At 57.4% G+C, this 12366-nt stretch carries 12 protein-coding genes; 8 read left to right on the forward strand and 4 right to left on the reverse strand.

Going from position 1 to position 12366, the window contains the following annotated elements:
* The 6 genes from livF (at position 1) to ugpQ (ending at position 5931) form a co-directional block, all read left to right on the forward strand.
* On the forward strand, positions 1 to 714 hold the full coding sequence (gene livF / locus K6L24_RS01210) for a high-affinity branched-chain amino acid ABC transporter ATP-binding protein LivF (protein ID WP_062747708.1): 714 nt from the start codon (positions 1 to 3) through the stop codon (positions 712 to 714).
* Between the two features lie 267 nt (positions 715 to 981).
* Positions 982 to 2298, forward strand: a complete 1317-nt coding sequence (gene ugpB / locus K6L24_RS01215; RefSeq protein ID WP_062747706.1) for a sn-glycerol-3-phosphate ABC transporter substrate-binding protein UgpB — start codon at positions 982 to 984, stop codon at positions 2296 to 2298.
* A 90-nt stretch (positions 2299 to 2388) separates the two neighbouring features.
* Complete coding sequence (gene ugpA, locus K6L24_RS01220; protein ID WP_062747704.1) at positions 2389 to 3276, forward strand: sn-glycerol-3-phosphate ABC transporter permease UgpA; 888 nt, start codon at positions 2389 to 2391, stop codon at positions 3274 to 3276.
* On the forward strand, positions 3273 to 4118 hold the full coding sequence (gene ugpE / locus K6L24_RS01225; protein ID WP_062747702.1) for a sn-glycerol-3-phosphate ABC transporter permease UgpE: 846 nt from the start codon (positions 3273 to 3275) through the stop codon (positions 4116 to 4118). The genes ugpA and ugpE overlap by 4 nt, the downstream gene beginning before the upstream one ends.
* A gap of 2 nt (positions 4119 to 4120) precedes the next feature.
* Positions 4121 to 5191 carry a sn-glycerol-3-phosphate import ATP-binding protein UgpC gene (locus K6L24_RS01230; protein WP_062747700.1) on the forward strand — a complete coding sequence of 357 codons (1071 nt, stop codon included), beginning with the start codon at positions 4121 to 4123 and terminating at the stop codon, positions 5189 to 5191.
* Positions 5191 to 5931, forward strand: a complete 741-nt coding sequence (gene ugpQ / locus K6L24_RS01235) for a glycerophosphodiester phosphodiesterase (RefSeq protein ID WP_222681871.1) — start codon at positions 5191 to 5193, stop codon at positions 5929 to 5931. Before K6L24_RS01230 ends, ugpQ begins: the two co-directional genes overlap by 1 nt.
* 107 nt (positions 5932 to 6038) lie before the next feature.
* Here the strand turns inward: ugpQ and K6L24_RS01240 are convergent, their stop codons facing one another.
* Positions 6039 to 6329 (reverse strand): DUF2756 domain-containing protein, encoded by a 291-nt coding sequence (locus tag K6L24_RS01240; RefSeq protein WP_062747695.1) that lies wholly within the window; start codon positions 6327 to 6329, stop codon positions 6039 to 6041.
* 155 nt (positions 6330 to 6484) lie between these two features.
* Between K6L24_RS01240 and ggt the strand changes: the two genes are divergently transcribed.
* Positions 6485 to 8233 carry a gamma-glutamyltransferase gene (gene ggt, locus K6L24_RS01245; protein WP_222681872.1) on the forward strand — a complete coding sequence of 583 codons (1749 nt, stop codon included), beginning with the start codon at positions 6485 to 6487 and terminating at the stop codon, positions 8231 to 8233.
* Between the two features lie 44 nt (positions 8234 to 8277).
* Here ggt and K6L24_RS01250 read toward each other — a convergent pair whose 3' ends face one another.
* Positions 8278 to 9420, reverse strand: a complete 1143-nt coding sequence (locus tag K6L24_RS01250; protein WP_118665319.1) for a phytanoyl-CoA dioxygenase family protein — start codon at positions 9418 to 9420, stop codon at positions 8278 to 8280.
* A gap of 10 nt (positions 9421 to 9430) precedes the next feature.
* Entirely contained in the window at positions 9431 to 10261 is an 831-nt protein-coding gene (locus K6L24_RS01255) for an SDR family oxidoreductase (protein ID WP_062747689.1), read from the reverse strand.
* Between the two features lie 315 nt (positions 10262 to 10576).
* Here K6L24_RS01255 and K6L24_RS01260 point away from each other — a divergent pair, with 315 nt between their 5' ends.
* Complete coding sequence (locus K6L24_RS01260; protein WP_062747687.1) at positions 10577 to 11764, forward strand: aspartyl protease family protein; 1188 nt, start codon at positions 10577 to 10579, stop codon at positions 11762 to 11764.
* Positions 11765 to 11800: 36 nt separating this feature from the next.
* Here the strand turns inward: K6L24_RS01260 and K6L24_RS01265 are convergent, their stop codons facing one another.
* Positions 11801 to 12295, reverse strand: coding sequence for a GNAT family N-acetyltransferase (locus tag K6L24_RS01265; protein ID WP_222681873.1), 495 nt, complete (start codon positions 12293 to 12295; stop codon positions 11801 to 11803).
* Between the last annotated feature and the right edge of the window lie 71 nt (positions 12296 to 12366).

The raw sequence follows: 12366 nt of genomic DNA on the forward strand, positions 1-12366 counted from the left end.
ATGAGTCAGGCAATGCTTTCCCTGAATAATATCAGCGCGCACTACGGCAAAATCCAGGCGCTGCACAACGTCAGTCTGCATATCAATCAGGGGGAAATTGTGACCCTGATCGGGGCAAACGGCGCGGGTAAAACCACTATTCTCGGCACCCTGTGCGGGGAGCCGCGTGCCACGGAGGGGTCGATTACCTTCGATGGTAAAGACATCACCGACTGGCAGACGGCGCGCATTATGCGCGAGGCGATAGCGATTGTGCCGGAAGGCCGCCGCGTCTTCTCACGTATGACGGTAGATGAGAATCTGGCGATGGGTGGCTTCTTTGCCGAACGCCAGCAGTACCAGCAGCGTATCAAACGTGTCTACGAGCTGTTCCCGCGTCTCTATGAGCGCCGGGTGCAGCGTGCAGGCACGATGTCGGGCGGTGAGCAGCAGATGCTGGCCATTGGCCGTGCGCTGATGAGCCAGCCGCGCCTGCTGCTGCTGGACGAGCCGTCGCTGGGGCTGGCACCGATCATTATCCAGCAGATCTTCGACACCATTGAGCAGCTGCGTCAGGAAGGCATGACGATTTTCCTCGTCGAGCAGAATGCCAACCAGGCGCTGAAGCTGGCTGACCGGGGCTACGTGCTCGAAAACGGTCATGTGGTGCTGGAGGATACCGGTGCCGCGCTGTTAGCCAATGAAGCGGTGCGCAGCGCGTATTTAGGCGGTTAATCGTTTGGGCGGCCCGCAAAAGAGGGGCCGCCCCTGCAACAACCTGACCCGGGGCCGTCCTGTTTTCTGGCTGGCCCTTCACTCTGGTTAGTTTTTAGCCAGTCTTGTATCAGCGCCTGCCACGATCTCACCCCCTCTGCCGTCACCTTGCTGTCACTCTTCTGTCATAAACCCGTTATTTTTCTGTCATTTTCGCGTGTCATGTTACCTCCCGAATAACAGAATGCGCGATATCGCGCTTTACAATACCGGGTACAGGAAACCGACATGTCATCATTCGCATTTCGTCACACCGCAATTAGCGTGGTACTGGGTCTGACCTTCAGCGCCAGCGCACTGGCCGCCACTGAGATCCCGTTCTGGCACTCAATGGAAGGCGCGCTGGGCGAGGAAGTTAACTCGCTGGCCACCCGCTTTAATGCTGAAAACCCTGACTATAAAATCGTCCCGACCTATAAAGGTAACTACGAGCAGAGCATGTCTGCCGGTATTGCGGCGATCCGCTCGGGTAAAGCACCGGCGATTTTACAGGTGTACGAAGTGGGGACGGCGACCATGATGTCCTCGAAGGCGATTGTCCCGGTCAACGAAGTGTTTAAAAACGCGGGGATCCCCATGGATCCTAAGCAGTTTGTTCCGGCAGTGGCAGGCTACTACAGTGACGCTAACGGTCAGCTGATCTCCCAGCCGTTCAACAGCTCCACCCCGGTGCTGTACTACAACAAAGACGCCTTCAAAAAAGCCGGTCTTGATCCTGAGCAGCCGCCAAAAACCTGGCAGGATCTGGCGAAATACTCCGCTGCCCTGCGTAAAGCGGGCATGACCTGCGGTTACGCCAGCGGCTGGCAGGGCTGGATCCAGATTGAAAACTTCAGCGCCTGGCACGGTCTGCCGGTCGCCACGAAAAACAACGGCTTCGACGGCACTGATGCGGTGCTGGAATTCAACAAGCCGGTGCAGGTACGCCACATTGCCCTGCTGGAAGAGATGAATAAGAAGGGTGATTTCACTTACTTTGGTCGTAAAGACGAGTCCACCGCCAAGTTTTATAACGGCGACTGCGGCATCACCACGGCGTCTTCCGGCTCACTGGCCGATATCCGTAGCCATGCCAAATTTAACTACGGCGTCGGTATGATGCCGTACGATGCCACCGTGCCAAATGCCCCGCAAAACGCCATTATCGGCGGTGCCAGCCTGTGGGTCATGAAGAACAAAGATGCCGACACTTATAAAGGCGTGGCTAAATTCATGCAGTTCCTGGCCAAACCAGAAATTGCCGCGGAATGGCACCAGAAAACCGGCTATCTGCCGATTACCACCGCCGCGTATGAGCTGACCAAACAGCAGGGCTTCTACGACAAGAACCCCGGCGCTGACATTGCCACCCGTCAGATGCTGAATAAAGATCCACTGCCTTTCACTAAGGGAATGCGTCTGGGCAATATGCCTCAAATCCGTACCGTAGTGGATGAGGAGCTGGAAAGCGTCTGGACCGGCAAGAAAACCCCGCAGGCGGCTCTGGACAGCGCCGTTGAGCGTGGCAATCTGCTGCTGCGCCGTTTTGAACAGCAAACCCGATAGGATGTGTCGGGCGGGTCGTTGACCCGCCCGCCAGGGCCGGCCAGAACAACGGCTGGCCCCTGCAACGTTTTTCGCACGAGATAAACCGCTATGTCCCAACCCCGTCCCGTCTTTCGCGCGAAAGCGCTGCCCTACCTGCTGGTACTGCCTCAGCTGATCATCACCATCGTTTTTTTCCTCTGGCCCGCCGGGGAAGCACTGTGGTACTCGGTACAGAATGTCGATCCGTTTGGCATTTCCAGCACCTTTGTTGGCCTGGAAAATTTTACCCGCCTGTTCAGCGATGCTTATTACCTGGACTCGTTCTGGACCACCATCGTTTTCAGTAGCCTGGTTACCGTGATTGGGCTGGTGGTCTCCCTGTTGTTTGCCGCGATGGTCGACTATGTGCTGCGCCTTAAACGCTTTTACCAGACGCTGATGCTGCTGCCTTATGCGGTGGCTCCGGCGGTGGCAGCGGTGCTGTGGATGTTTCTGTTCAGTCCGGGCCTCGGTCTGATCACCCATTTCCTGGGGCTGATGGGGTACAGCTGGAACCACGCGCAAAACAGCGGCCAGGCGATGTTTCTGGTGGTGCTGGCGTCCATCTGGCAGCAGATGAGCTACAACTTCCTGTTCTTCTTTGCCGCCTTGCAGTCGATCCCCAAATCCCTGGTCGAAGCCGCAGCCATTGACGGGGCAGGGCCGGTGCGTCGTTTCTTCAGCCTGTCGCTGCCGCTGATCGCCCCCGTCGGCTTCTTCCTGGTGGTGGTTAACCTGGTGTATGCCTTCTTCGATACCTTCCCGGTGATCGATGCCGCCACGGGCGGCGGGCCGGTGCAGGCCACCACCACGCTGATTTATAAAATTTACCGCGAAGGCTTTGCCGGTCTGGATCTCTCCTCGTCATCGGCGCAGTCCGTGGTACTGATGGTGCTGGTGATTATTCTGACGGTGATCCAGTTCCGCTATGTCGAGAAAAAGGTGCGCTACCAATGATCGAAAACCGACGCGGGCTGGATATTTTCAGCCATACCCTGCTGGGCCTCGGTATCCTCACCGTGCTGTTCCCGCTGTATGTGGCGTTTATTGCCGCTACCCTCAGCACGGAGCAGGTGTTTCAGGTGCCGATGCCGCTGATCCCGGGTACCCATCTGTGGGAGAACATTGCCAGCATCTGGACCCACGGTGTCGGGCAAAACAGTGCGCCTTTCAGCACGCTGCTGATGAACAGCCTGTTTATGGCGCTGGCGATCACCACCGGCAAAATCACCGTTTCCATGCTGTCAGCATTTGCGCTGGTATGGTTCCGCTTCCCCCTGCGCAACCTGTTCTTCTGGATGATCTTTATCACGCTGATGCTGCCGGTTGAAGTGCGTATCTTTCCGACGGTGGATGTGATTGCCGACCTCAATATGCTCGACAGCTACAGTGGATTGACCCTGCCGCTGATGGCGTCTGCAACCGCGACGTTCCTGTTTCGCCAGTTCTTTATGACGCTGCCGGATGAACTGATGGAGGCGGCGCGTATTGATGGTGCCAGCCCGATGCGCTTCTTCTGGGACATCGTGCTGCCGCTGTCAAAAACCAATCTGGCGGCGCTGTTCGTGATCACCTTTATCTATGGCTGGAACCAGTACATGTGGCCGCTGCTGATTGTCAGCGACAGCAAACTGGGCACGGCCGTCGCGGGCATCCGCAGCATGATCGCCTCCGGCGATGCGGCAACCCAATGGAACCTGGTGATGGCAGCAATGATCCTCACGCTGATCCCACCGGTAGTGATTGTTTTAGTGATGCAGCGCGCCTTTGTTCGCGGTCTGGTTGAGAGTGAGAAATAACGATGGCAGGTGTAAGACTTCAGGCAGTAACCAAATCCTACGATGGCGTCACGCCGATTATCCAGCCGCTCGATGTCTCGATCCGCGACGGTGAATTTATGGTGATGGTCGGGCCCAGCGGCTGCGGGAAATCGACGCTGCTGCGTATGGTCGCCGGGCTGGAGCGCGTCACCAGCGGCGATATTTACATCGACACGCGGCGGGTGACCGAAGAGGAGCCGAAAGATCGCGGTATCGCCATGGTGTTCCAGAACTACGCGCTCTATCCGCATATGAGCGTGGAAGAGAATATGGCCTGGGGCCTGAAAATTCGCGGGATGGGTAAAGAACAGATCCGCCAGCGCGTGCTGGAGGCAGCACGCAGCCTGGAGCTTGAAGCGCTGCTGAAACGCCGCCCGCGTGAACTCTCCGGCGGCCAGCGCCAGCGCGTGGCAATGGGACGCGCTATCGTGCGGGAGCCAGCGGTGTTTCTGTTTGATGAGCCGCTGTCGAACCTTGATGCGCGTCTGCGCGTGCAGATGCGTCTTGAGCTGCAGCAGCTGCACCGCCGCCTGAACACGACCAGTCTTTACGTCACCCACGACCAGGTGGAGGCGATGACCCTGGCACAGCGCGTGATGGTGATGAATAAGGGCGTACTGGAGCAGCTGGGAACACCGGTTGAAATTTATGAGCGTCCGGCCACGCGCTTCGTTGCCAGTTTTATCGGTTCCCCGGCGATGAATCTGCTGGAAGGGCAGATGAATGCTGACGGTACACGCTTTACGCTCAGTGACAGTATGGCGCTGCCGCTGACAGTGCCGAAAGCAAAATGGGCGGACCGCCCGTTGACGATGGGGATCCGTCCGGAGCATATTGAACTCTCTACACAACAGGACGGCGGCATTCCGCTGGTGGTGGAGTTGCTGGAGATGCTGGGCGCGGATAACCTTGCCCACGGCCGCTGGGGTAAGAATAAAATGGTGGTACGCCTGCCGCACTCAGTGCGCCCTGAGAGGGGCAGCACGCTGTGGTTACAGGTTCCTCCGCAGGCGTTACACTTCTTTGATCATCATGGACAACGGATCGAATAATGAATAAAACCTGGCCATACCCGCCGATTGTCGCCCATCGCGGCGGCGGGAAACTGGCGCCGGAAAATACGCTGGCGGCCATCGATATCGGTGCGCAGCTGGGGCACCGGATGATTGAGTTTGACGTCAAACTGTCGCAGGACGACGCGATCTTCCTGCTGCATGACGATACCCTCGACCGCACCAGTAACGGCTGGGGTCTGGCGGGCGAACAGCCATGGGATAAGCTGGTGCAGCTGGATGCCGGCGGCTGGTTCAGTCATGCGTTCAGTGACGAACGCCTGCCGCTGCTGGCGGACGTGGCCGCGCGCTGCAGGCAGCATCAGATGATGGCGAATATCGAAATTAAACCGACCCCAGGGCTGGACGTGGACACCGGCCGGCGGGTGGCGCAGGCCGCCCGCGTGATGTGGCAAAACCAGGTGGCCCCGCTGCTCTCTTCTTTTTCATACCGGGCGCTGGAGGCCGCGCAGCAGGCGGCACCCGAGCTGCCGCGTGGCTTACTGCTCGACAGCTGGGACGAGAACTGGCTGGCAATGACGCAGGCGCTGGACTGTACGTCGATCCATCTCAATCATAAACTGCTGGATGAGGCGCGCGTCACTGTGCTGAAACAGGCGGGTCTGCGGGTTCTGGTTTATACCGTGAACAGGCCCGCGCGGGCGCGTGAGCTGTTGCAGTGGGGCGTGGACGCCATCTGCACCGATCGTATTGATATCATCGGGCCGGATTTTCGTTAACGAAAAGGGCGGGCCAGCGCTTCGGCCCGCCCCTGGAGAGAGGCTATTCCGGTGGTCCTCAGAGGACGGCTTTTTTTCCCGCTGCCCCTGTGGTGACTCTGTCAGAATCAATTCTGCTGCAACGGCTTCACTTGTCCATTGCTGGTGCGCTGGGCGGCGCTGTCGCGCTGCTCCTGCATTTTACGCTGCAAATCCTGCTGCTGGCGCTGCTGATCCTGCTGCAGCTTGAGCTTCTGCTGCGATTGCTGATTCTGCATATCCTGCTTCAGACGCTGAGTGCTCGGATTATACCCCTGTTGCTGGGGGTCATTGTTCGTGTTGCTGTTGTTATTCAACATGTTGGCCATGCCGGTTAACGGCAATGCTGCGACCATAATCACTAACCATTTCATTTTCATTTTACGTCCTCCGTGTTACTCCCTTAAGTGTAAGTCAGCTCTACGCCCTCCACTCCAGGAGTGCTCCTGATTTGCGTTAGCGTTAGCAATTCATCCATTTTTGTGTCTATTTATCAATGGCAAACATAACGTAAATATAATTAAAGGATGTAACAATGATGACACAAGCTATGCGGAAACGCCTGTCGTGGTCGCTGTTCGCCGGTTTACTGGTGTGGCAGGGGGCGGGAGCCGCGCCTGCGGTGCCACCCGTTTCCTACGGCGTCGGGGCAGATACTTTCCATCCGGTGAAGGCACAGCACGGCATGGTGGCCTCGGTAGATGCCACTGCGACGGAAGTGGGGGTGAAAATCCTTCAGCAGGGCGGTAACGCGGTTGATGCGGCCATTGCCGTCGGCTATGCGCTGGCGGTCACGCACCCGCAGGCGGGTAACCTCGGCGGCGGTGGCTTTATGCTGTTGCGCACCGCCTCCGGTAACACCACGTCCATTGATTTCCGTGAAATGGCCCCGGTGCGGGCCAGCCGCGACATGTTCCTGGACAATGCGGGGAATGCGGACAGCAAAAAATCCCTGACCTCTCATCTGGCCTCCGGCGTGCCGGGGACCGTCGCGGGCTTTTCACTGGCGAGCCAGAAATACGGCACCCTGCCGCTCAGTACCCTGATCCAGCCGGCGCTGACGCTGGCGCGCAAGGGCATTGTGGTGAATGAATCGCTGGCCGATGACCTGAATGTGTATGGCAAAGAGGTGCTGCTGGCACACCCGAACAGCAAAGCGATCTTCTTTAAAGCCGACGGTACGCCGTACCGGAAAGGAGATAAACTGGTACAGCGCAACCTGGCGCGTAGCCTTGAACTGATTGCGCAGCAGGGGCCGGATGCTTTTTACAAGGGAAAAATTGCCGATGAGATCGCGGGGGAGATGCAGCAGCACGGCGGCCTGATCAGCAAGGCTGACCTGGCAAATTATCAGGCGATCGAACGCAAGCCGATCAGTGGAACCTATCGTGGTTATCAGGTCTTCTCAATGCCGCCACCGTCTTCCGGCGGGATCCATATTGTGCAGATCCTTAATATTCTGGAAAACTTTGACCTGGCGAAAATGGGCTCTGGCAGTGCCGATGCCATGCAGGTGATGGCAGAAGCAGAAAAATATGCCTATGCCGATCGCTCCGAATATCTCGGTGACCCGGCGTTTGTTAAGGTGCCGTGGCAGGCCCTGACCAGCAAAGCCTATGCCTCTTCTCTGGCAAAGCAGATCGATCTGGCGAAAGCGCGGCCTTCCGCAGAGATCAAACCCGGCAAGCTGGCACCCTATGAAAGCAACCAGACCACACATTTCTCGGTGGTGGATAAAGACGGGAATGCAGTGGCGGTGACTTACACGCTGAACACCAACTTCGGCAGCGGTATTGTCGCGGGAAACAGCGGTATCCTGCTGAACAACGAAATGGACGATTTCTCAGCCAAACCGGGCACACCAAACGTTTACGGGCTGGTGGGCGGCGAAGCGAATGCGGTACAGCCGTACAAGCGTCCACTCTCTTCCATGTCTCCCACGATTATCGCTAAAGACGGGAAAACCTGGCTGGTGACTGGCAGCCCGGGCGGCAGCCGTATAATCACCACCGTGCTGCAGATGGTGGTCAACAGCATCGATTTCGGAATGAACGTTGCCGAAGCGACCAGTGCACCGCGCTTCCACCATCAGTGGCTGCCGGATCAACTGCGTGTAGAGAAAGGCTTCAGCCCGGACACGCTCAAACTGCTGAGTGAGAAAGGGCAGAATGTGAAAGTGATGTCGGCGATGGGCAGCACCCAGAGCATTATGCTGGGGCCGGACGGGATGCGTTACGGTGCGTCCGATCCGCGCACCATTGATGATTTAACCGCAGGGTATTGATGCGATGAGGGCGACCCTTTTATCCGGTCGCCCCGTTACCTCTCTCATGCCTGTCGTTTCTGTTGATGTGCTTCAAGCCGCTGATTAAACTGCGTTGGTGTCCAGCTTTCCTGCAGCGCCTGCGCCAGCAGCGACTGCTGGGTCTGGGGCACCAGGCCGCCAACCGGCGGGTCGCTATCCAGATTGGTTGGAAAGGAGTAGCCTTCCGCCGCTGCCGCGATCACCGCGCTGATTTTTTCCTCTGACATTCTGCGCAGGCGCAGCGCCGGGTAGAGATGCTGCAGTACCTTAATATGATTAACCTTTTCCATCGTTTTACCGAACGCGGACGACACCTGTAACAGGTTGGCAGTGCGGATATGGTCATGGGTATGGTTACTGCCAGCCGCATGGAACAGCGCCGGATTAAAGAACAACCCATCCCCTTTTTCCAGCGGGAGCTGGATGGCGTTACGCCGGAAGTATTCGATAAACGTTTCATCACGCCATGCCAGATATCCCCCCTGATACTGATGCGACCAGGGCAGCAGCTGGGTCGGGCCGGACTCCACCGGCATGTCGCTGTGCGCCACAGCCCCCTGCAGCGTCAGATACTGTGACAGGATCTGCAGCGGCAGTGGGAAACGCGCCACCTGTTCATTGCTCTGAAAACCAAGGTGATAATCCCGGTGCGGCTGCTGCGCTTTACCACCGGGGCGGACCTGATTGACCTGTGCGGTAAGGGTATAACCCGGGCCGACCCAGCTTTCGCAGATCAGCGCCAGCAGCGGGTTACAGTAGTAATCAATAAACGCATCGGCATCGCGCTCCGCCACCTTCTGTAGCGCATTCCAGATGCGCCCGTTATGGCCCGCTGCGGCAAAATGGTCGCCGCCGGTACTGTTTTCCGATTCACTCAGCAGGATCTGTTCAAACAACATGCTGCTGCGATCTACCGCCGCGATATCGCTGAACAGCCCTTTAACCACGAAGACGCCGGGGCCGGAGGAGAGCGCCCGGTGCAGTTCGCTGAGAACCGACTGGCGATCGCTGGCGGCAGCGTTTGCCAGCTCCTTATGCTGGTAAATCAGCACGTCCAGCTCGGCTTTATACGCCAGCGGGAAGTCTCTCAGCTGCGTGGTCTGCTCACAGACGGTGGCAAACTCATCCACCGACAGCTGTTTTTCAGTCAGGTAAAGTGTGTTCATTTTCCGCTCCTTACAGGGCCAGTTTATGCTGAGGTTGCAGCGCGCCGTCATCACCACAGCCCACCACGTTTTGATCGAAGTCGATGATCGCACCGGTCATCATCCCTGACTCTTCAGAGAGTAAAAATGCCACGCCGCGCGCCACTTCCCGGGGTTTCAGCAGGCGACCAAACGGCTGCGCACGCTCGGCTTTTTCCAGCCAGTCATCACCGGCCTGATGGTACTGTTTCTGAATATCATCCTCATGCGGCGTATCCATCCAGCCGATGTTCAGCCCGTTGACGCGGATGCGATTGCGCATCGCGCTGAAAGCGACATTTTTGGTCAGGGTCACCAGTGCCCCTTTCGAGGCCGCATAAGGCGTGAGGAAACTCTGTCCGCCATGGGAGGTCATGGTAATGATATTAACGATGCTGCCTTCAACATCGCTGGCAATCATCAGTTTGATTGCTGCCTGCATCAGGAAGAAAGGGGCACGGACGTTGACGGCGAAGATAGCGTCGAACAGCGCCGGGGAGGTGTCGATAATGGTGCCACGGTCGGACATGCCCGCGCAGTTAACCAGACCATGCAGTGTCCCGAAGTGCGTGGCGGCTTCTGCAATGACCCGTTCGCAGGCCTCGGGTTCGCTGATATCGGCAGTGACAAACCGGGCTTCACAGCCAAGTGCCCGGAGGGATTGCGCCTGGGCCATCCCGGCCTGCTGATTGCGGCCACAGAGAACCAGTCCGCGCGCTCCACGTTCTGCCAGTAAACGGCTGACGGCAGCACCCAGCCCCTGCGTACTGCCGGTGACCACATAAACCTGACCGTGAAACTGCTTCTCTAAGTTTAAACTCATGATTGTTATTCCTTTATTGTTAATTTTGCCGGTGCGATAAGCCTGAAAAAGAGCAGGAACACCTTATCACCAACATTTCATTAACAATACGCGTCAGGAACCTCAAAAAAACCTCAAAATCATCTCATGCTGCCTGCGACTGCTTGCTTAAGTCTGAAGCCATAAAATTGTATTTTTGCCTCATTTCGCTGCCAGTGGTGCTTATCAGCACGTTTATCCCTCACTTTTTCTTCTGTTTCCCCTACATTGTGGCGGCACAATACGCCATGTCGCCTGCGCCATGGAAACTGAGGAAGTCGTATTACAAGGAGTGTTATGAAGTACTCTGTGTGGGTCTTTACCGCTGTCGCGGCGTTGTATATTGCGGCATTTCCGGCTCTGGCTGACCCTCTTCGTGCGCCTGTGCCGCCATCGGTGCCGCTGTTAACGGCCTCCGTTCGCCCGGATGCGTTAATCATTCCGGTGACGATCCGTGGCAGGCTGTATCACTTTCTTCTGGATACCGGCATGAATACGCTGGTTGTGGATAATCTGCTGGCGAATGAGCTGACGCAGAAAGAACCCGCTGACCAGATCCCGCTGCTGTACCAGCAAACGCTGGCTGCCAGCATTCGTAGCGCGAGCGGCATTCTTCACCAGCAAGGGCTTCAGGTCTGGCGCCCGCTGGCGATTGGCATTGGCGATGCGGTGCTACCTGCTACCACCCCTTGGCTGGGAGCGGATCTCAGCGCGTTGACACAGGCGAACGGGGTTAATATAGACGGGATTGTCGGCATGGACGTGTTTCGTCAGTTTACCTGGCAGATGGATAACCTGACGCGGGAGCTTACCGTCTGGCAGCAGGAGCCGGGTGACCTGGATTATCCCGCCTGTGTGCCCTATCGCGACGGGGATGCCGCCGGGCCACAACTGGTACTGGACTACCATCAACGTCCGGTGCATATGACGCTCAATACCGGTAGCGACTACAGCTACATCGGCACGGAACTGATAAACGCCAGTCGTGAACGCCCGGAGAGTGCTGTTCTGACCGGTATCAACCAGCCTGCGCTGGGATTAGGCGGCGAAAGCGTGAGCGATGGCTACCTCCTGGGCGGCCTGCAATTTAACCAGTTACCGCTGGGTAACATGCTGGTGCGCGAGAATAAACAGGGGGCGCTGGGACTGGGGATGAACTTTCTGGTGCGTTTCGATCGTTACCTGTTTCTGCCCGATAAGATGCTGTTTTGCTACCGTGAGCAGCATTTTACCCGGGATGAGCCCGCTCCGCTGCGGGTGCTTGCCGTGCGCTTTTACGGCAAACGGGTTGAATTGTATTCCAATCCTGCCGACGCGTTACTCCCCTTTGGCCTGCAAAATGGGGATGCGCTGCTCAGAGTTAACGCCCGCCCGGTCAGGCCTGAAGAGATTCATGCGCTCCGCCACACGCTGGCTGATACGCCGGCAGGGCAGCTCACGCTGAAAATTGAGCGCCGCGGTAAAGTCAAAACCATCCACATCTGACGTGAAGCGGGGAGGGCAGAAGCGCTCCCCCGCGGGTTACGGCCGGAAGCGCGCCATAAAGAGGGCATCGACCAGCTCACCCTGACGTAACGCATAACGGCGGGCGCGGCCTTCCGTTTCAAAACCACAGCGTTGATAAAGTCCGATGGCTGCCTGATTGTCGGCAAAGACCGTCAGCTCAATGCGTTCAACGTTTAACCAGTTATCACACAAATCGATCAGGGTGCTCATCATGGCTTTGGCCACGCCCCGGCCACGATAGCGGACGTCCACGCCCAGGCCAAAAGTCGCGGTATGCCGGCGGCGGACGCGGGGGTTCACTTCCAGCGTGACCTGGCCTGCGACCACGTTGTCGATACAGGCGACCAGCATCTGCATGCCGTCCGGGACCGAAGCGAGACGTTCCTGCCACTTTTTCAGGGAAGGATGAGGAAGCTGTAGCGTATCGGCATAGGTTTCCGGCTGGCTGTAAAGCTGATGGAGGGCCAGCGCATCGTCGGGTACCACATGTCGTACGATAATCTCACTCATAGTCACTCTCCCTTAGGGTTGAATTCCCTTTTAAAATCAGGGTTTTTCAGCGGCAAATCAAGCAAAAAATA

Origin of the sequence: Erwinia persicina (assembly GCF_019844095.1) — a bacterium.
Taxonomy (GTDB): Bacteria; Pseudomonadota; Gammaproteobacteria; order Enterobacterales; family Enterobacteriaceae; genus Erwinia; species Erwinia persicina.